This is a genomic window from Okeania sp. SIO2B3 (assembly GCF_010672525.1).
Classification (GTDB): Bacteria; Cyanobacteriota; Cyanobacteriia; order Cyanobacteriales; family Microcoleaceae; genus Okeania.
This window is the reverse complement of sequence record NZ_JAAHGH010000083.1, coordinates 13,147-34,904: the sequence shown is the minus strand read 5'-3', so window position 1 is coordinate 34,904 and position 21,758 is coordinate 13,147. Positions and strand designations below refer to the sequence as shown.

General features: G+C 37.9%; 13 protein-coding genes and 2 CRISPR repeat arrays (1 of these 15 running past the window's edge). Of the genes, 5 read left to right on the top strand and 8 right to left on the bottom strand.

Going from position 1 to position 21,758, the window contains the following annotated elements; all coding sequences use genetic code 11:
* Positions 1–769: 769 nt before the first annotated feature.
* From F6K15_RS29620 to F6K15_RS29590, 7 genes are all read right to left on the bottom strand, one after another.
* The gene (locus tag F6K15_RS29620; RefSeq protein WP_293068148.1) at positions 770–2,935 is read right to left on the bottom strand and encodes an AAA family ATPase; all 2,166 of its coding nucleotides are present in this window, start codon (positions 2,933–2,935) and stop codon (positions 770–772) included.
* Between the two features lie 201 nt (positions 2,936–3,136).
* Positions 3,137–5,534: direct repeats of the CRISPR family, unit length 36 nt; unit sequence GTTTCCATTAATTCCGCTTCAGAGGAAGCGTGAGAG.
* 550 nt (positions 5,535–6,084) lie between these two features.
* Positions 6,085–7,647, bottom strand: coding sequence for a hypothetical protein (locus F6K15_RS29615; protein WP_293068145.1), 1,563 nt, complete (start codon positions 7,645–7,647; stop codon positions 6,085–6,087).
* Positions 7,648–7,771: 124 nt separating this feature from the next.
* A complete protein-coding gene (locus F6K15_RS29610; RefSeq protein ID WP_293068143.1) occupies positions 7,772–9,370 on the bottom strand; it encodes a hypothetical protein in 1,599 nt (532 codons plus the stop codon).
* Positions 9,371–9,511: 141 nt separating this feature from the next.
* Positions 9,512–9,943 (bottom strand): hypothetical protein, encoded by a 432-nt coding sequence (locus F6K15_RS29605; protein WP_293068140.1) that lies wholly within the window; start codon positions 9,941–9,943, stop codon positions 9,512–9,514.
* 2 nt (positions 9,944–9,945) lie between these two features.
* Complete coding sequence (locus tag F6K15_RS29600; RefSeq protein WP_293068137.1) at positions 9,946–10,758, bottom strand: RAMP superfamily CRISPR-associated protein; 813 nt, start codon at positions 10,756–10,758, stop codon at positions 9,946–9,948.
* The gene (locus tag F6K15_RS29595; RefSeq protein ID WP_293068135.1) at positions 10,759–11,772 is read right to left on the bottom strand and encodes a CRISPR-associated protein; all 1,014 of its coding nucleotides are present in this window, start codon (positions 11,770–11,772) and stop codon (positions 10,759–10,761) included.
* Between the two features lie 122 nt (positions 11,773–11,894).
* Positions 11,895–13,517: a type III-B CRISPR-associated protein Cas10/Cmr2 gene (locus tag F6K15_RS29590; protein WP_293068132.1), complete on the bottom strand. Its 1,623-nt coding sequence runs from the start codon at positions 13,515–13,517 to the stop codon at positions 11,895–11,897.
* Positions 13,518–13,952: 435 nt separating this feature from the next.
* Between F6K15_RS29590 and F6K15_RS29585 the strand changes: the two genes are divergently transcribed.
* The gene (locus tag F6K15_RS29585) at positions 13,953–15,422 is read left to right on the top strand and encodes a TIGR03985 family CRISPR-associated protein (protein WP_293068129.1); all 1,470 of its coding nucleotides are present in this window, start codon (positions 13,953–13,955) and stop codon (positions 15,420–15,422) included.
* A 29-nt stretch (positions 15,423–15,451) separates the two neighbouring features.
* Here F6K15_RS29585 and F6K15_RS29580 read toward each other — a convergent pair whose 3' ends face one another.
* A complete protein-coding gene (locus tag F6K15_RS29580; protein WP_293068126.1) occupies positions 15,452–15,613 on the bottom strand; it encodes a hypothetical protein in 162 nt (53 codons plus the stop codon).
* Between the two features lie 295 nt (positions 15,614–15,908).
* On the opposite strand from F6K15_RS29580, the gene F6K15_RS29575 reads away from it, so the two are divergent.
* The 4 genes from F6K15_RS29575 to cas2 all read left to right on the top strand — a co-directional run bounded on the left by F6K15_RS29575 (position 15,909) and on the right by cas2 (position 20,699).
* Positions 15,909–16,652: a reverse transcriptase domain-containing protein gene (locus F6K15_RS29575; protein ID WP_293068122.1), complete on the top strand. Its 744-nt coding sequence runs from the start codon at positions 15,909–15,911 to the stop codon at positions 16,650–16,652.
* Between the two features lie 616 nt (positions 16,653–17,268).
* Positions 17,269–18,930, top strand: a complete 1,662-nt coding sequence (gene ltrA / locus F6K15_RS29570) for a group II intron reverse transcriptase/maturase (RefSeq protein WP_293068120.1) — start codon at positions 17,269–17,271, stop codon at positions 18,928–18,930.
* A gap of 147 nt (positions 18,931–19,077) precedes the next feature.
* Positions 19,078–20,415: a CRISPR-associated endonuclease Cas1 gene (cas1, locus tag F6K15_RS29565; protein ID WP_293068117.1), complete on the top strand. Its 1,338-nt coding sequence runs from the start codon at positions 19,078–19,080 to the stop codon at positions 20,413–20,415.
* A gap of 11 nt (positions 20,416–20,426) precedes the next feature.
* Positions 20,427–20,699 carry a CRISPR-associated endonuclease Cas2 gene (gene cas2 / locus F6K15_RS29560; RefSeq protein ID WP_293068114.1) on the top strand — a complete coding sequence of 91 codons (273 nt, stop codon included), beginning with the start codon at positions 20,427–20,429 and terminating at the stop codon, positions 20,697–20,699.
* 368 nt (positions 20,700–21,067) lie between these two features.
* A CRISPR array of direct repeats spans positions 21,068–21,758; the repeat unit is 36 nt; unit sequence CTTTGGAGCTTCGATTGGAGCGGAATTAATGGAAAC; it runs 5,542 nt beyond the window's last position.

Below are 21,758 nucleotides of genomic sequence, written 5' to 3'. Positions count from 1 at the left end.
TTCTAATTTGAATACTTTGCTTATTTATGATGATAATCGTCAGGATTTACAGAAGGAAATTTCTGATATTTTGTCTATGGAAGTTTGAGTTTATAATTAACAATTAATAATTAACAATTAACAATTAACAATTAATAATTAATAATTAATAATTAATAATTAATAATTAATAATTAACAATTAATAATTAACAATTAATAATTAACAATTATCGGTCGCGTCACGCGTCTGGGGAGTTCTATTGCTGGAGCATCAATAATTAAGCGCCTGACACTCATTAATTACTGAAAAATTAAGGTAACAACTCTATCCTTAGCTGTGCCACGTTCTGTCGCCCTACAGGGATAAAAAAAGAAAAAAATTCCTTTTCAACAATTCTTTTATTAGAGAAGAGGTAATTATTAATTATCGCTTACTGGAGCCAGCCCTAATTAACAAGAAAGTATCTTCCTAGATATACGCTCTGAAATTATTAATTATTAATTACAAGGGGAGACTATCTCACTAGCTTTATGTTCTTCAATTATTAATTATTCATTATTAATTATTCATTATTCGGTAAAGCATAATCCTTGACAAGAGCCTGATCGGTTGATAAAGTTGCTAAGAGCAACTTGTGGCTCAATTTCACTAGCTGAAGTATTTTGTCAGTTTTTCCTAGACAAAAGTTATAGTTTCCTCGACTACAAGACTCAATCTATAACAGTGCGAGAGTGATTCCGGGTAAGAGCGTGATAGAACTCCGTTCCGAGGTGCGCGACCGAAAACTTTATTCTTTTCCTTCTGCTTTCCCTTCATAAATTTCAACAATATCTAACCCAGTTTTATGAACAATATTAACTAATTCATCTGGTTTCACTACTTTCACATGACCGCCAAACCCAATAACCCAACTTAAAAAACTCACATCTCTTAAACACCAGTAAGGCAATTCCACCCGAAACCGATGGGGAAAACGTCGATCTTGTGTACCTGACAAACGGAAAACTTTTTGAAACTCTTCATCTTTGACAAAACCACTACCTTTAGGAGGAGGTGACATTTGCAATTTTCCCGATGGAAACCGTTTGGTTTTTTCACACACAAACTTAAATTTTTCTTCATCAAACCACAATTCAATTGTTACTATTACTTGCTTTTTATCTAGCTTTTTTTTACTTAAAAATTTACTTTGGTCGGCAGCAGAAGAACCTAAAAATATCCCGACACTAGCATCTAAAAGTTTTTGTAATCGTTGTAAATTTCGGAGCTGTTGTTGCTGTGGGCGAGACTTGCTTAAATGTTGACTAATATATAACCGATCCAAACGTTCAAACCGTAACAAACCATCTGATGAACCTCCCTCACATTCAAAACCTAAATACCAGGCATTATTGAAAAATACTATCTGCAATAACCAAGCAGCAAATGTTCCTTCTACATCTCCAGTAAATTTTCCCTTGCCTTTTAACCGCCCTAACTCAACTAATTCTCCATTAATAATAATATTTTCTACTACTTCGAGTTTCCGAGATAATACATTTTCAGAGAGCAAGTCTAAATCTATCATTGATTGATGGGCGATCGCTCTGACTGGATAAGGTTGAGAAGTTTCTAATTTAGAATAACCCATCCGTTGGGAAAATTGCTGGTAAATAGATAAAACCACGGGGTCTTCCATACTTTTAACTTGCGCCCGCAATATATCCTGCAAGCATTTTAATTCATACCGCGATAAAATTCCTGTACCTGCAAAATAACCATGTCGCATCGGAAAGTCTGGCAATATTTGAAATGGTTTGAGAATATTTTCTACATCTTTACGAAATTGGTCGCGACAGTCTCCCCCCATTCCTGGTTGTTGGGATAAGGTTTCTGCTAAAACGTCTAAACTTTTTTTGTGGTCTGCTCTGAGAAATGGTCGGTTTAATATTAGACGAATAGCTGTTATTAACCTTTTAAATGGAGCAACATCTGAGTAGGGATGAGCAATAATATCTGATTTTCCATCATATATATCTGAACAGTTATTATGTTCTTGATTATAATTAAGCTTCTCTACTTCTGACTTCTGACATCTGTCTTCTAGTTTGCTCAAAGGCAATATTTCCTCATCTAAAAAAGCAGCATCAACAGTTTGGCCTTCTGCCACAATACCGTTACTTTCTAACCAAGCTAAGTCAGTAGCGATCGCTTCTCTGTCTGCATAAATTTCTCCTTTTAATTTAGCTATAACTGCTACTATCTCAGCAAGAGCATCAGGAAATTCTGGTTGCTCACTAAATATATTGATTAGTACATCGGGTGTGGTTTGTTGTAAATTGCCGAGACCAGGATATTGAATGAGTAGAGAGATTAAATGTATGAGGCGATCGAAGTCTAAAAGTCGGGAGTAGGAATGAAATTCTAGGGAGGAGGTGCGGTTTTTGCGGTTAATATTGCTGCGGGTAAGGGAGTGGATATTTTGCTGTATTGTTTTGGGGTTGAATGTGCTGTTGTGAATAGTATGTACTGCTGCAAAGCCTTCTGCTACTAGGGGCGGAAAGTTTTTAAGATATTGAAACATTTTTTCGATGATTTTTTCTGGCACTTTACGGGTGCGTCGTTTGTTCCATTCTAGGCAAATAGGGAGGGGGGTTTTCAGATGCCATGCTATCCAGTAACAGTTTTGTGTGGGTAGTTTTTCTAGTATGGCCATGCGGTAGGGGCGGTAGGCGTTGGTGGCATCGTAGATGACGGGGATACCTGCGGTGATGCTTTCTGAGATTTTGGTTAATACGATGTTTACGATGTCGTGCCAGTTTCCTTGGGTAGTTTCGTTGCCATAGAGTTTGGAGCGTATTGCGTCTGTGGAGACGGTGGTGTAGTTGTCTTTGGTTGCGAGTTGGGTGGCAAAGGTTGATTTGCCTGATGCCGGAGTGCCGATGAGGAAGTGACAGATTAAGGGTTGGTTCATTTGTGGTGTCTCTGAATGTATCAGTTTTGCAGCGTGAAATTTTTGGTTTTGAGATGTGAAATTATAGCGAGCTTATCTTTAAGTATAGCAGATTGAAATTGGTATCAGCCACAAAAAAAGCTAACTGTCAAAAGTTAGCTTTCTTTTTTTGATTAATCAAATTTTTGTATGGATGGAAGCGCCGGGTGCATTTTTTGCTTAGTTTCCATTAATTCCGCTTCAGAGGAAGCGTGAGAGTTTCTCCTGTGTCCGTTGAATACCACGGCACTGTATCACCTGTTTCCATTAATTCCGCTTCAGAGGAAGCGTGAGAGGAATCAAGTAGAAGTTATCGCTAAAGATTCCACCCACACTGTTTCCATTAATTCCGCTTCAGAGGAAGCGTGAGAGGACGATAAGGCTGCCGTTCAGGTGGAGCGTTCTGTAGGTTTCCATTAATTCCGCTTCAGAGGAAGCGTGAGAGTAAAAACATTTTTAGGTTATTTAGCTTACGCAGTTGGAGTTTCCATTAATTCCGCTTCAGAGGAAGCGTGAGAGCCTTGATTGGAATTTTCATCGGCATCTCCAAGTTTCCATTAATTCCGCTTCAGAGGAAGCGTGAGAGAAGACGGGAAGTTGGCAGCAGCCAACTACCGTCGTGTTTCCATTAATTCCGCTTCAGAGGAAGCGTGAGAGAAAAACAATTTGGGCTACCAAAAGCCCAATCCAATAGAGTTTCCATTAATTCCGCTTCAGAGGAAGCGTGAGAGTTCTTGGAAAGAAAATATATTCCGCTTCATGCAAGAAGGTTTCCATTAATTCCGCTTCAGAGGAAGCGTGAGAGGAGTCTAAAGACTCACCGTATTATGGTGAGAGTGCTAGGCGTTTCCATTAATTCCGCTTCAGAGGAAGCGTGAGAGCTCCGCCAGAGCCGCGACATAAGTCTTGCACATTGTTTCCATTAATTCCGCTTCAGAGGAAGCGTGAGAGCCTAACAACCCTAATATTTCTGCTTCGTCCATTTCAGGTTTCCATTAATTCCGCTTCAGAGGAAGCGTGAGAGTACAAGATTTTGAAGACACTTTAAGACTCTTCAAAGTTTCCATTAATTCCGCTTCAGAGGAAGCGTGAGAGCGATAATTTCAACAGTGGTAGTTTCTTTAACAACAGTTTCCATTAATTCCGCTTCAGAGGAAGCGTGAGAGAAGGAGACGGTATTGATCCACTTGAACGTGAACCCCTAAGCGAAAAGTTTCCATTAATTCCGCTTCAGAGGAAGCGTGAGAGGAAGATATTATAATTGATATAGAGGGAGAAACATATATTGTTTCCATTAATTCCGCTTCAGAGGAAGCGTGAGAGGAGTCAAAACCAAATCGAGCAACACGTAGCTTTTTTTAAAGTTTCCATTAATTCCGCTTCAGAGGAAGCGTGAGAGTTAACGATGACAGAAGAGTCAATTAAAGAACTAGAAGTTTCCATTAATTCCGCTTCAGAGGAAGCGTGAGAGTCCATCCCACGTAAGTGTCCTCATCCGGATGCTTGCTACCGGGTTTCCATTAATTCCGCTTCAGAGGAAGCGTGAGAGTGTGCATATACACGAGGAAAAAGAAGAAAGCACTAATGTTTCCATTAATTCCGCTTCAGAGGAAGCGTGAGAGTTTTTCAATGGAATTTGTCGGTAGTTTCAATGGAAGTTTCCATTAATTCCGCTTCAGAGGAAGCGTGAGAGTTCTTCCGCCAAAGTTTCCGTAAAAAATTCTACAAAAGTTTCCATTAATTCCGCTTCAGAGGAAGCGTGAGAGCTTTCAATTGAAATAAAGTCTTACATAGAAGTTTGTTTCCATTAATTCCGCTTCAGAGGAAGCGTGAGAGGCGTTTGATGAAAATGTTTAATAGTAAGGGCTACATGTTTCCATTAATTCCGCTTCAGAGGAAGCGTGAGAGATTTCTCAAGCCCTTTTGATAGAACCTCATAGCACTTAGTTTCCATTAATTCCGCTTCAGAGGAAGCGTGAGAGTTATGATCAGCAGTGACTTAGGACTAGTCAGCTTTCAATGTTTCCATTAATTCCGCTTCAGAGGAAGCGTGAGAGACTGGGGCGACGAAATGGAAACCACATAATTTAGTGTGTTTCCATTAATTCCGCTTCAGAGGAAGCGTGAGAGCCCTAAATGAAGAAAACTATAACGAGAACGGAGCCGAGCGTTTCCATTAATTCCGCTTCAGAGGAAGCGTGAGAGAATGGTTGCCCAACCACTCACCACAGAGTGCCACGAGGGTTTCCATTAATTCCGCTTCAGAGGAAGCGTGAGAGTTGGCAAGCGACTTGGTTTCGCTGCCAGTTGACAATATCGTTTCCATTAATTCCGCTTCAGAGGAAGCGTGAGAGAGTGCTCTAGTGATGACCGTAGCATTAGTAACATTTATCGTTTCCATTAATTCCGCTTCAGAGGAAGCGTGAGAGATTGACCCCACCTGCTGCTGAAACCATTTTCCCAGGTGGCGGAAGTTTCCATTAATTCCGCTTCAGAGGAAGCGTGAGAGAAACTAGCAAAGAGCCAGATTTTCTTGACGGCGAAGGTTTCCATTAATTCCGCTTCAGAGGAAGCGTGAGAGAGTTCGGTTTTGGAACCACGACAGAGCAAGGCTTTCAGACCCCCAAATATACACGCCCCTTTGATAAAAAAATCAACAAAGCAATTTTTACCAAAATGACACGCCTCAAACCCGCTCCTAGCAAGGCACATACACGGGTCAACGAAAGAATCAGGGTTTCAGCGATTCTCGGAGGCGTGTATGTGGGGTACCATGCAAAGATGAAAAACAACCTTTTAAACACTTCTTAAAGACTATAAATGACTAAAAATCTTCTACTATTCATTTACCGAGGTTCTTTATACCAATTCCATTACTTTTAATCTTAACTTTAAGTATACAGAATCTCAACCCTAAAATAATACCTAATCCTTGAAAAAAACTGGCCATCAATCGAGCAGAAACTGCTGCGCGATCGCATTATTTCAATCCTTCATTCATCAACTGAGCGATATAGCTGCCGCACTTGCTCGGCCAACACCGACTCTATGACAACAACTATTTCCGCGAACAAATATTTAAGTGCTTGAGACCATTACCTCAAGTTATATTTGCCCACCGACTCCTTTCTTCAATAGAGAGACTTAGCCAAATTTTTCAACTCTTTGTCTAACTTTTCTCTAGTATAATCAAGCTTAAATAATTTAATCGCTTCAAAAAAAGGTTGCTTAACTTTCTCATTGTAGATTTTCATCACATCATCCGTTTCTACTTTTTTATAACCCATCAAATATTCAGCAACATCTGATTTTTCCATCCCCCGTAAATTATGTACCAACTGATTTCTTAAATCTTTCTCTCGCTCTTTATAGTATTCACAAGACCACTCTAATAACGGCCATGATTGAAAACCTAATTCCAGATTTTTGAGCCATGCTAACATGATACTATTACTATTAGTTTTAGACAAATTTTTCTCAACAACATAAATCTTATCACTAGGGAAAGATAATTGTTCTAGCACATCTATACAAAGGTTTAAATCTTGCTCATTAATTTTGTTACTCCTTAAATCTTTACCCTTTAATAAAGATTTGTCCGATTGATTATTTAAAAGTAATCCCTCATTATTCCACAAAAGTAAATCCTTACCACAACAATTTTTATCCCCAATTACAACAGTCATTTTTTCTGTCTTAGATAAAATAGCCACCTTGAGAAAAGTTTCCTGGGCAGCAGATATTAAAGTAATACCCTGAAGATAATTTTCTTGTTTAAAAAATATGCCAATTAAATCCAAAACATCAACAATTCTTTGAGTAGCAGCAAGAATGGAAGACTCCTCACTATTATTATTATCAACAATTCGGTTCAGATTAAAGAAATCAACTTTATTATTTAATTCAGCGATTGCTCCCTGATCAACATCTTCTATTTTCTCTAAAAGCTTCTTAGCAGCACCGGGAGAAGTAGAGACTAAACCCTTAGCCTGCTGAATAGAAATACCCCGTAAATATTTAGAACTATCAATAATTTCTGCTGACTCCTTTACATACTCATTACCTACTAGAAATTGCACATTTTTACCATAATTTGCCAAGGTAACAAATTGCACAGCCGAAGACACAGCCGGAGTACCAGCTTGATGACTCACATAAATAATATCTTTTTCTTTAAACTTTAACCCAGATAACTCCTTTTGAACTAACTCTAAGGTACTATCCCAATTATCTAAACCCTTTCCATCAACAGGCTTTAATTCCACAAATTCTAAACTAGCTTTCGGGAAATTTTCACGGAAATAATGTTCAAATATTGGCAATAAAGTGCAAGTATCTTTCCAACAAGGTGACTTTTTTAAGTCAGTATAATCGGGATATAAAATTGATTGGTCAGTTAGTACCAGAATAATTTTATCCGGCATTAATCGAGGTTCATTGTTTAACTTTTTCCCAAAATTATCTAAGAGTGGAAAAAATAAATCTTCCCAATACTGACGAAACTCCTGCTTATAAACTATTCCTAAAACTCTGGCAGGAACAGTATAAATATCTTCATCCTCAAAATCTGAAGGAGTCGGAAAAAACTCGTGATAATTCAACTTTTCTGTTACTTCATCATAGAGATTTAACCAATTATCTTCTGTTGTTAGTTGAACATCACTATTACCAGTAGTTACTATCCAAATATTCATTTAATTTTACTCCTAATAGTATAATTAAAGCTCGTAGTAGGGCTTCAGCGGTCTATCTTAGAGTTAAAGCCTTACTACAAAAAACTTGCGTCTTCTTAGAAAAAGGAAAGTTAGGGGGGATAACTCACCAAACTTTTTCAAACTCACTAGCATTTTTTAAATAGTCGATAAAATCATTAGTATTTTCTGAATCATCAGGAAAAATAGTCAGTAATTCTACATATTCTCTAGTTTTTTTATGTGCTTTATTTTGCACAATATAACGAGGATACATCCGATGCCAAATTCGACCAATTCTTCCCATTTGACCTGTTAAAACTGAATTTTGAATCGTCTTTCCTCTTTGATATTCTTGATGAAACCAATAAATAGCTTCACTATCAAAATCGCCCTCAGCAATTCTACCCCAAACTTCTACTTTTTCAGGATGCCAAGCTTCTCTCCAATCACTTCCTTTGCTTACTAATTTTTGTTTTTCTACCGTCTGAACATAAGCTTTAATTTTTGAATGTAGACTATCTAAAAATTTAGTCACATCAGACAAATTATGCACAGGAATATACAATTTTTTCGATCTATCAGTAAACTCCCAATGACAGCCAATCATTGGTTTATTATTATGCCTGAAATATTCAGAAAAAAACAAACGATGGTCAATCCGTCGCCAAGACTTACCGAACCCACCTAACAACAAAGAAAACTTAACTATATTCAACATTAATTTTTTGAGATTACCATGTTGTTGTTCTGTCATATTTCCCAGACATAAAATCTCTAATTTTCCCTCATTTAACTCGTATGTAGGTAACTCAAAATGCCCAAAAGTATCCATCTCCAACCCAACAGCATTAAAAGCTATACCTAACTTTCCTACATAAGGACTTTTACCATTAAAACCACCCCATAATTTCTTGGTTAATTTCTGAGCAGTTACCTCATTAGTGACTCCACCAAATAACCGCAAAGTATGACCCCGAAGAGCAGCTTTAAACATATTCGGACGAAACTCTCCAGTTTCATTGATTAACTTTGGTGCTAAACCTTTACCTTTGAAGAAAATAGGGGGAAACAAAAGATTTTCTTTGTGACTTTTTAGGTGTCCGTAACCAGCGCTAACACGAGAACCTATTCCTTTACCTAAAGCTTGTTCCCAAAGAAGCCAAATTTCCTCCCACTCTGTCTCATCTAAATTTTGATTGCTGGAAAGACCAAAAACTAAAGTAGGTTGATAGAGAGAAATTTGCACGAAAGCACTGTGGTTAGCTTGTTTTTCTACCTGACATTCCTGCTGAGGATGCACAATATCAACTAACTGTTTATCCGTCCAACTACCATCTTGAGGATATCCACCATGAAACCGCAGAATACCAGGCTTAGTTTCATTGCCTATTTGGCCTCCACAATATCTCATAGCTTGTTCTGGGGTACAGTTGCGCAAGAAAGCGCCTTTCATACTAGCACCAGGGTAATAGGGATGACCTTTTGCCCCTATTACCGGACGAATAACTCCCTCATCTTGACCGCTATTAGTGACAAAACGCCAACTAATTTTATAGTCTTTCCATTGAATAGCATGATTAAATCTAGGCACACCAGAGGATGCACCTTCTACCCACTGGTCTGCCCATTCATAAGCATCTTCCTTTGCATGGGGTAGTCTTTGTATTTGACAGCGCCCTTCTATTTGAGCGCGAAACATTCGAGGTACATTATTATGATTCATAGTTAATTAAGAAATATTTTTTCAAAGAGGGAATAGGGAATAGGGAACAGGGGATAAAAAGACAAAAAATGCTTGTACTATACTTTTTCTCCCCACACTTCCCATACTCCCCACACTCCCTCCCCATCACCCTATCTGCCATCACTTCTTATACCGTTGTGCCCACCACACCATACAGTCGCATAGTTGAGTCAGCACAGCTAAAGTTACCTTGCGCCGATCTTCGTCAAATTTTGATTTTTTGTCAGACCCTGAATTATGATCTGATCTGTTCCATAACTTCTCTGCCATCGCCTGAATTTGCTCTGTCTTCTTACTATCAACCCGATCATTGGGAACTTTAACTTTTGCTTTTGCCATAATTTTGACTAGAGTTTCCCAAGTATCCCGCCAATATTCAGCTTTGTGTTGATTTTTATCTTTCTCTAAGCGAAACTGCTCTCCCCAAAACCGCTCCAAACCATAAGCAACTGTCACCCGCATTTTATGAGTTTCATTCAATACGTCTTGGTCACGGTACTTTAATACCAGGTCGTGAGCGTACTCATCTAATTTATAAGATTCCCAAGCCATAACTACTCTACTCCTTTGATAATAACTTGACAATTGCCAAAACCGATAGACTCTAACCCACCCAAATAAATTTCGCCTTCATTACCATCTGGAAAAGGTTGCCATTTTCCGTTACTATTCTTATTCTCTTTAATAGCAATAGGAAACACCAAAATAGTTCCTTCCGGTAACGCTTCAGTATTAAAAAATGCCCCACCTTTTGCCTTTTTCTCCTCTTTCTCCAGAGCTACACGACTCTGACGATACAATGCCATATCGTGAATCATGGCAATTTCATCATCTCCCACTACCACTGCTGGCAACTGCTTCCCTAGAGGAAACCAAGGTGTTAGGTCTTCTTTCCTGTCAACAGTGAGAAAACCAAAGTTAAAAAATAAGGTTTCCTTGGCTTCAATATTCAGTGCTTTCAAAGTTTTAGAACCTGTGTACTCCTTAGGAAGTTTTTGCTCCACTCCTGCAATACGTTGATATCGCTTCAACAAACGGGGACAAGTTACCCAAACAATAGGTTGACCAGGACAAAATACAGGTATCCAAACTGTAGAAGCATACTCAAACTTCACTAAAGATTCTGTAGTGCTGTCAGCTTTTCCCATTTCTGCTTCCTTACCATACCATTTATCGGCAGCACCTTCCCCTTGTTCGTCCCGCATTTCCGCTTTCATTCGCCCTCTCACGGAACTACCAGGAATAATCCCAGTTTGAGTGAATTGGTCGCGAAAAATCATATTCAAATTCCCGCTCTCCTCTCCAGCAGTTGCACCAACATGGAGCGGTGCGAGAGTTTCAATAATACCATAAACTTTTTTATACATTTAAGCTACTCCTTGAATATCTAGAGGTAAACATAAACCAGAACCAACTTTTTGCAGACTAATACCCTCTTTGGGAAACCATGCTTCAGGCCATTCCCACCAAGATTTATTTAGGGGTTTTTCTAATACATAAACGCTACCTGCCGATACTGCATATCTGCCCCTACCTAAGCGACCTTGAGTTCGATAGCGGTAAGGTATTGCTTTGTCTGTTAGCATTAGTTTGGTTGTCGGAAAATCTGGATGTTGAGGATTCCGAAATGACAATCTATTAGAACCCCAAACAGCAGGTGTAATTAGAGCAAAACTCTTTTGAATTTGCTTTTTTAACAGTTTAATAATTAGATCGCTTTCTGATAGTTCTATGCTATTAATTTCTACTACATGGTTTTCACCTCCAAATTTGTACCAACCAGATTCTAAAGGATGGGTAGAAAGATAAACTAAACAGGCATCATCTGGCATTTGTACTGCATATTCTAGAAATAATCCGTCCTCTTCCTTGACATGGCGTTCTTCATATTTCATTCTAGGGTGAAGCATTGGTACAAATTGCCAAGGATTTTTTTCCATTGACTTATTACTTCTAATAGTTTTTACAGGTTTATCCCAATCATTTATTCTTAACCAATTATATTCTGCTTCAATTTCTTGTTGTTGTTTAGCTTCATCTTCATTGCGATACCATTTATCATCTTTTACTATCCATTCATCTATACCTTTGTCGCCAATAATTTTTGTCCAAGCTATAGGGACGTAAAATGTTTTAGGTGATTTTTCTTTAGCCCAAAAAGGACCTGCTACATGAAGATTTTTATCAAGTGTTTTACTAACTGAACTATCTTGATTCGGATTAATATAGCGCTCATAACTTAAGATTAATCCTGAGAGAGTAGCGGCATCGGGAGGAAATTTAGCCCGCGAACATCCTACTAAATTTTCTGGTGATAAAAATCCTCCTGAGCTACCATACATTAACCCTAAAGGTTGAACGGTTATGATATATTTAAACATCTTTACGGTAGTTATGTATTGAGATTATCTAAGTTGAAAAAAAGTTTGTGTTTTTAGTTTGGCTTTAGCCCAAAGTTGTAGATAGGACTAAAGTCCAACTACAAGTTTTAATTATCACTTATTCAAGAACACATTTGCCATCCAACTAATATTAAATCGCTTATCCATTTCAACAACTCTTTAGGAGAATTATCTCCCACTAAATATTTCTGATTTTCCAGAATTTCCTTGCCTTTTTTTTGCTTAGTTTCATCATCCTTATCTGAAAAATAAAGATTCATTAAAGCCAAAGCTAATTTAAAATCTGTATTCCCACTTTCAGGATAAGGGTTAATTCCATGACGTGCTTTTAATTGAGCTAGATCGTTGTAAACATGAGTCCAATTTTTACCCCCTTCTCGATCGCGATAATTATTCAAAATATACAAATAATCCCACGGACAAGTCCACTGGACAAATCTACCACTATTGAACAATACTCTAATAGTTACGCGATCGCGCCCTAAAGACTTTGCTCGCTTTTCTGCTGCCCGACAATGTTGCAACACATCCCGTTGTGGAACACTGCCAGCTACCCAGACAAAACCAACACTAACAGTAATGTCTTGCTTGTGTTCTTTCCACTGTTCGGGTACAGTCATTAACCATTCCAATGCTTTTCTGGGTTCCACTGGGTTCTCAGGAGTTCTGTAAATTACTCCCAAAAAGTCATCCCCACCAGCATAAATAACCCGCCCTAGCTTTTTTACTTTTGAGGGTTTATTAAATTTATTCATAAAATTTTTACCCCATTCTCGCATTGCTTCACTAAACTCTCTAATTTTTTCTTCCCCATCAGGTTGTTTTGCCAACTCCTGCAAATGATTTCCCACCTTGTCACCATCTCCCATAAACCAACCAGTCCATTGACTAGGTTGATTTTTTTCTGGTTCTGGTTTTCTGACGATATCTGTAAATTTTTCTAGATGGGGTAATCCTAATTTTTGACGGATTTGATATTGAGTAACTAGGCGTTTTGTGAGTTCAGGAATGCTTAGGCGTTCGCTAGGATCGAGAAATTTACCTTCTATTCCCTCCTCTGGTTTACTGTTAGGAACTTTTGTTTCTAATTTAGTTGCTAGAAGTTGGTAAAAATATTCAATGTCTGACTTTTCATCTTCGTGTTTTAAGTATTTCGGGTTTCTGTCTTCGCTAGCTAATCCAGGCCAGGCGATCGCATCAGTACCAGTAATACTAGAACTTTCTCCTATCCAATTTGTTGCCGTCCAATTTCGAGATAATTTGCGATTTTCTAGGTCTTTCATTGCTTCTGGAATGGTATTTCCTGCACCCCAGAAAATCTCCCAGGTGTGATTTCTCCATAGTTCCCATTCTCGTTGCCAATGATAAGTTAGTTGGTTAGTTTCTCCTGGAACGGCAGTTTCAATCCATTTTTGACATTCTGTTAATACCTTTTTCCATTCCAATAATATAGTAGTATTTGCCCAATTTTCTAACCATTCTGCAAATTTTTGGTTATTACTATCAAAGTGATTATTTCTAAGTAAAATTCGGTTAGGCATTCCCCTAGCATAGTTAGGAATTCCAGGGGAAATAACATCTATTTTTTGTTCTAAAGCTGCATTAATTAGTCTGGCGCTAAGATGAGAAATAATGACCGATGCGCCGTATAAATCTCTAAGTTTGCGAGACTTTTCGATAAAACCTTGTACTGGGGAAAAAGTTGTCGCTGCATATACTGGCATTGGCTGATTTTTCTGCTTAAGTTTAGTATATGAAAAATTGTGAGGACTAAGCAATTAAAAAATTTGTGTAATTAATTCCTTGTTTTTATATGTGCAACAGGAAAAATTTTTTCAATTTTTTATTAGGTAATGTAGTCCATATTTGCTGGATTTTTTGTTGACATTTCTAGACTAGCATTACTTAGCAGCACCCACAACTATTTTTATGCGAATGACAAATTTATGTATGTTTGTAGAGATTATGTCCAGAAAAATGCCATTGATGAGTTGGTGGGGCAAAAAAAATTAAATCTCTTTTAGATGACTCTGTATTTATACGGATGAGTTCCACTTTTTTTCCTCATTCGCATCAAAATTATTGAAAATCTATCACCACAACTTTTATAGTAAGTAACAAAATTTTCGACCTAACTCCTACCAGACCAAATTAGAAAAATGAATCAGAGTAACTTCAGAGCATCTAAAGTTTTCGACTTTTCCCCTGATGTTGAATTTTTACAGATATTGGCACGGGGGTCTTTAAAACAAAACTTACCTAAAGCAGTACGTCTATGGGTAATCTTGCGATCGCTATATGGAGATGCAGCAGATCCAGTCAAAGTTGAATTAGGAAATAAATTTACCTACAATGACTGGTGTCGTCAGTTTTTTACGGAGTTGGATTATCATAAAAATGATATAATTCCTCATAACCATGATTCCAATTGTTCTTGTCACAAAACAATGACTGATTGGCTGTTTGAACCAATTTTAGGTTCTAATGATGATGAATGGAAAAAATCGTTTCTTCAGCTCTATTCAGTTACACCACAACAACTAAATAATTTATTAAATTATGGCATAATTTCTCCAAGAAAAGAGTCGAAAAAACAAGAGAAAATACGTTTATTAGCTAAAACTAGAAAAAACTTTCAATATGATTTTCAAACATTAGTTTCCATGGGTTGGTTACAGACAGAAAAAGTAAAAAGCGCTCCGACTCACAACAAATTTAAAACTCAATATATTAAAGTTGATTCATTTCCCGATGTTCTAATGTCTGTCTCCTCCGAAATTGTCGATAATCAAGGAATTGAAAATATAATTCAAAATGATTTAGCAGATTTTTTCAATGAGTTTAGTCAGAAAATTAATCACGAACAACGCTTCTTTTTAGAACTTGAATATATTGTACATCAGCAATTTTCTGAAAAGATAAATAATTGGACACAAAAACTCAAAAATCTTTGGCAATCTCAACCAATTCCACCAATAAAAATCACTTATGTTAGTGCCAGTAATTTTCAAAATTATCAAGATGAAGGAGAAGATTATATTATCTATCCTGTTTGTATTTACTATTCTCAACGTGCCCCTTATTTATTTGCTTATGGTCAAACTCCCAATGATAGTAGTCCCATGAAAATAAATTGGTATGGTTATCGCCTTGATAGGATTAAAAATATAGAAGAGTTAGAGTGGAATTTGGTAAAATTGCCGAACTTTTCCCAGAAAAGGTGTGAGTCAAAAACACCTCAAACTCTAGAAGATTTTTGCAGTGAAGCTTGGGGATTTAATTTTGCTCGGCCCCAAGAGATATTACTAATTAGATTTGACCGTTATTACCATAATCTTTATATTCAAGGTACGGAACGAGAGAAGTTATTTAAACAAATTTCCAAAAAACAAGCTCAAAGTTTGATTAATAATTCCCAGATAAAATTGCAGCAAAAACAGCAGCTTTTAGGAAGTTTAAAATCTCGTTCTAGCTCTGATATTTACTGTCGAGTTAGCTATCGGCAGGATTTTAATACGATTATGCGTTTGAGAAGTTGGGGACCGAAAGTTGAAGTTTTCTTGCCTTTGGGTTTGCGTGAAACTATGGCTAATGATGTTCAGCAAGCTTGGAAATTTTATCAAAAGTAAGGCAGAAGGTCTGGTTGTTCAAGACAGTATTAATTTGGTGGAATAGTAGAGCCATTTTCTGCATCTTCATTTTCAGTTAAATAAATGCTTTCAGCTAGGGGATTAAACTTTCTGTTGTTTGGTTGGAATAATATATATAGCAATCCTAAGATGGTTAAAAAAGAGATAGTAACTATAACATATATTATCATTAACTTTGCTCTTTTTGAGTTAGTTTGACACTCTTATATTATTCACTATAAAGGTTGATGGAAGAGGCTTTTTCCTATACTTTTTAAAGGAAAATAAAAAATAACTATACAGGACTTACGCAGAACCTAATGGTGTATAGTTTCATGTTTGGCGTAAGTCCTGATAACAGGAAAACCCCATTTCCATACCAATGCAATAATGTTATGGAAGGCAGAAGTCAGAACGGACTGTCAACTGTCAACTGCTAACTAACAACTGATAACTGATAACTGTTAACTGATAACTGAAAATACGATGGTTTTCCGAAAGATTTTTCCTAATTTAAACAATAACTCGGAATTAGACTCGACTAATTTAGTCGATAAATTCCTCTCTTTAGACAATTTTATTCAAGCTTTTGCTAAGGTTGCTGCCAAACAAGGTAGTCCCGGTGTTGATGATGAGACTATTGATGATTTTCAGCAAAGTTTACGGGCTAATATTTCTCAACTTAAGGATGATGTGGCTAATAATAGATATCAACCTCTTCCTTGTAAGCAGATTTTAATTGCTAAAAATCATGGTAATTTTCGAGAATTAAGAATTCCTACTGTTAGGGATAGAACTGTTCAACACGCCCTTTTAAATGTGCTTAATCCTGTGGTAGAAAAACATTTTTCTGCTGTTAGTTTTGCCTATCGTCCTAATCTTTCTTATTTAGATGCTGTTAATGAGGTAATTCGGTGGCGAGATAAAGGTTATCGGTTTGTTTTAGATGCCGATATTACTAAGTTTTTTGATAATATTAACCACCAAATATTATTAAGAGCAGTGCGAAAATATGTGGAACATCCGGGGATTTTATGTTTGATTAAATCTTGGATTTCTGTTGGGATTTTAACTAAGGAAAGAATTGTTAAAGCTGAGAAAGGTATCCCTCAAGGGGCTGTAGTTTCTCCTCTGTTGGCTAATATTTATTTAGATGAATTTGATAAAAGTTTCTCTGATACTGACTGGAAATTGGTGCGTTATGCTGATGATTTTCTCGGTGCGACCTGAAAGGCGCACGGTAGAGTGGGAGACTCCTAAAACCTCCCCAGGCAAGTGTCCAACAGCCTGTGTCCACCCACTCACGGCGTTTTGAGTAATTGGAATGTCGCACAGCGAGAGGGAAAGCCGAAACCGAGTAGGTAGTCACAAACTCAAAAGGTAGGCAAGGGCAAGATTAATAAGGACAACGAACAGTGAATTTATCTCATGCTTCGTGACATCTAAACCCCGAAAATGACTGATACGGGAGATAGGCAACAGGAATAAGGTCACCAGAAGCCTTATTCGAGGACACCTAGCCTCGGAGTAAAGATAAAGTCCTAAGTTAATCGTATCTCCATACCGTGTGAAACAGGATAACCCCGATAGGGTCTTTGAACTACTTCCCACGTTCAAAGTAGGGAAATCGCAAGATAACTATCAACTCCCTAGCGGGTGTAGGAAATCTTCAGAAGCGAAAGCCGTCAGGGGGAAACCCTAGAGGAAAGCCCAAGTATCGGGCATAACTCGACGGATAGGTCAGGAACAAAACCTGGAATAACCAACTTGAAAGAGTGCTGACGGAAGATTGGTGAATCTCTTGAAATTCAAAGTAAAAACTCTGAACTCTTAAGAAAAGTTAGATATGACAACTGTCGTAAACGTAATTAAGCAGAACAAAACGGACTGGCACTCTGTCGATTGGCAGAAAACCAACCGCATTGTTAAGAACTTGAGACAGCGAATTTTCAAGGCAACTAAAAATGAAGATTGGAAAACAGTCCGAAATTTGCAACGGCTTCTAATGAAGTCATACAGCAATATACTCCTGGCAGTTAGGAGGTGTACGCAACTGAACCAGGGCAAGAAAACTTCAGGTATTGACGGATTGGTAGTACTCAATCCCAAAGGAAGAGGACAACTGGTGGACTCACTTAGTCAGTTCATTCCTTGGAAACCACTACCAGCTAAAAGGGTATACATCCCAAAATCTAACGGCAAAAAACGTCCTTTAGGAATCCCATCTCTAATCGACCGTTGCCTACAGGCAATAGTCAAAAACGCATTAGAACCATGTTGGGAAGCACAATTTGAAAGAAGCAGTTACGGTTTTAGACCAGGCAGAAGCACCCACGATGCTATAGAAAAAATCTTCTGTGGTATCCGTCCAAACGGGAAGAAAAAATGGGTAGTAGATGCCGACATCAAAGGTTGTTTCGATAATATCGACCATGAGTTCCTGATGAATACATTAGGTAATTTCCCCGCACGAAGGCTCATTTATCAATGGCTAAAATCGGGATACGTCGATCAAAACACATTCAACCCAACAGAAGCTGGTACGCCTCAAGGCGCACTGATTTCACCACTTCTTGCTAATATCGCCCTACATGGAATGGAACAGTCCATAGGCATCAAATATGACAAGCGGGGGCAAATTATTGGCAACCGCATTGTAATTAGGTACGCAGACGACTTTGTTTGCCTGTGTGAAACTTCAGAAGATGCCGAAGCAATAGTTGACCACTTAGCAGGATGGTTAGGACAAAGAGGTCTTCAACTTAATCAAGAGAAGACCAAAATCGTTCACATAACCGAAGGCTTTGACTTTCTAGGTTTTAATATCAGGCATTACAGAGATATCAGCAGAAAATCTGGCTACAAACTGTTAATCAAGCCAAATAGACAAGCAATCAAAGATATAAAACTCAAAATCAAACAGGTTTGGCTAAAACACCAAGCTTTTGATGTCAAAACAATAGTAGCTAAACTCAACCCCATTATCCGAGGATGGGCAAACTATTATAAGGTCGGAGTCTCAAGAAAAGTCTTTGAAAGTTTAGATGCCTGGATGCACAAACGAGCCAGAAGATATGCCAAGAGGATGCACCCAAATAAAAACGATGCTTGGAGGAAGAAAAGATATTTCGGAAGATTTAACCTAGAGAGAAACGACAGATGGGTCTTTGGTGATTTTCAGAGTGGTATCCACCTTCTCAAATTCACCTGGTTCAAAATTAAACGTCACGTTCTAGTACCAGGATTATTCTGCCCTGATGACCCCAGCCCAGAAGTTCAACAATGGTTTAGGGACAAAAGAAAAAGACAATCCCAGAATTACAAAAGTTCGGTACAAAAGCTGGCCTTGAACCAAAACTTCGTATGTCCGAGATGTAAAGAATCTCTATTCAACGGAGAAATTTTACACACTCACCATATTATTCCCAAATCTATTGGGGGTAAAGATACATACAAAAACCTACAACTCGTGCATCTTCTCTGTCACCAACAAATTCATTACGGTTGACATTGTGATTTGCTTGAGCCGAGTGCTTGGAAATCTTGCAAGCTCGGTTCTTAGGGGGGAAGGGAGCAGCGATGCTCCTGCCCTACCCGACTCCTGGCTAAAAGTTTAGAAGAAATTATTGCTGCTTCTTCTCATGTAGAAAAAACTTTGGATTCTCTAAAGTTAACTTTGCATCCTGATAAAACTCTTTTGACTAATTTTCAAGAAGGATTTCGTTTTCTGGGGCATGGTTTTCTTGATAATGCTATTTTTCCAGTTGAGTCAAATACTGCTAAATCTCCTAAGTATTCATCTACTGAAGTTGAAAGTCAGTTGGAAGAAGGGGGTAAAAAAAAAAGTCTCGAAGAACAAGAAACGGAAACAACGGAATCGGAAGTTTTACCAACAGCTTTTTCATCAACAACAACCATAGAAAATGTCGAGTTAAAGCTTGCTAAAAAATTTGCTAATCGTATAACTTGGAGTCGAGAAATGGCTACTCTTTATTTGCTTGAAGCTGGTACTACTATTTATAAGGACAATCAACGGTTTGGGATTTGGATTCCCGATAAAAATAATGATAATAATCGGGTGGAAATTCCAATTAGGGAGGTGGAACGAATTTTGATTTTTGGCAATATTCAGTTGACTACTCCCGTAATTCAAACTTGTTTAGATAAAAAAATTGTTGTCTTATTTTTGGCTTCCTCTGGTCAATATAAGGGTCATGTTTGGAACTTGGATTCTACTCATTTAGATAATGAATTGGTTCAGGTGAAAAAACATGGTAATGTGGAGTTTCAATTACCTGTTTGTCAGGCTATTGTTCGGGGTAAGTTGATGAATTCTCGACAGCTTTTATTAAGATTAAATCGGAAGCGTCAAGTGCCGGATGTGGCAAAAGCGATCGCTGGAATTAATACTGATATTTTGGCTGTTGATAGTGTTAAGAATATTGATAGTTTACGGGGTTATGAAGGTATTAGTGCTGCTCGATATTTTCCGGCTTTGGGTAAGTTAATTAGTAATTCGGCTTTTAGCTTTTCTTTGCGGAATCGGCAACCACCCCAAGATCCGGTAAATTCTTTGTTGAGTTTTGGCTATACTCTACTTTTTAATAATGTTTTGAGTTTGATTATTGCTGAGGGTTTATCGCCGTATTTTGGGAATTTCCATTATGGAGAAGAAAAAAAACCATATTTAGCTTTTGATTTAATGGAGGAATTTCGTTCTCCTATTGTTGATAGTTTTGTGTTATGGTTTATCAATTCTTCTGCGGTAAAGCCAAAGGATTTTGAATCAGTTATTACGACTGGTGGTGTTTATCTGAAGCCAGGGCCAAGGAAGGTATTTTTGGAACAATTTGAACAAAGAATGAATGAGTCAATTTCTCATCCGGACATACAATCTCAGGTGTGTTATCGACAGGTAATTCAATTACAAATTCGGCGTTATAAGCGTTATCTTTTGCATGGGGAAGCTTATGAGCCTTTTTGGAGAATTTAGAGTATAAGAATGTGGTAATTGTTGTGTATGATATTCCTGATGATAAAAGGCGGACAAAGTTATCTAATTTTCTGGAGGGTTACGGCCGCCGGGTGCAGTATTCTGTTTTTGAATGTTTCATTAGTTTGGAGGAGATGCGACAGTTATATCAAAAGGTGAAAAAGTTTGTTTTGCCAACGGAAGATAACGTTCGCTTTTACTGGATTTTTGCTGAGGCGATGCCAATGACTTTGACTATCGGTAGTGAAAAACCAGAACCTCCTCCTAATTTCTATGTAATTTAGGGATAAAATGTGGCCGAAAAAAAATATTAAATTAGATCTTGACAATCGGTATGCCTGAAGTTAAGATTAAAAGTAATGGGATTGGTATAAAGAACCTCGACAAATGAATAGTAGTATCTTTTTAGTCATTTCTAGCTTTAAAGAAGTGGATAAAAGGTTGTTTTTCATCTTTGCATGGCACCCCACATACACGCCTCCGAGAATCGCTGAAACCCTGATTATTTCGTTGACCCGTGTATGTGCTTTGCTAGGAGCGGGTTTGAGGCGTGTCATTTTGGTAAAAATTGCTTTGTTGATTTTTTTATCAAAGGGGCGTGTATATTTGGGGGTCTGAAAGCCTTGCTGTGTCGTTGTTCCAAAACCGAACTCTTTGGAGCTTCGATTGGAGCGGAATTAATGGAAACAATATAAGTGCCTTCATTTCTTGAAGACGGCAATGCGTCGCCCCTTTGGAGCTTCGATTGGAGCGGAATTAATGGAAACCGTATAAAGCCAGCTCGTGAATTAACCAAGTTAGCTTTTTTCTTTGGAGCTTCGATTGGAGCGGAATTAATGGAAACATTTTTACCTAGTGTGTAACGCTTAAAACTAATAAGCTTTGGAGCTTCGATTGGAGCGGAATTAATGGAAACAAGTTTGCCCCTCTGTCTTGAGTAAAAATATGAGAGGTCTTTGGAGCTTCGATTGGAGCGGAATTAATGGAAACCACTTGGTTTTGACATTATTTTTCAGATTATTGACTTTGGAGCTTCGATTGGAGCGGAATTAATGGAAACAAGTATACGTTCCAGTTGGCTTTGTTGTTCATGTCATCATCTTTGGAGCTTCGATTGGAGCGGAATTAATGGAAACCTAAGGGCGCAGCTGCACCTAGGACGACCCCTAGCTTTGGAGCTTCGATTGGAGCGGAATTAATGGAAACAATGAACGAGCACGACGAGCATAAGGGAAACCAATACCTTTGGAGCTTCGATTGGAGCGGAATTAATGGAAACATTACCCAGAGCACTGAAAGTGGTGGATACAAGAGACTCAAACTTTGGAGCTTCGATTGGAGCG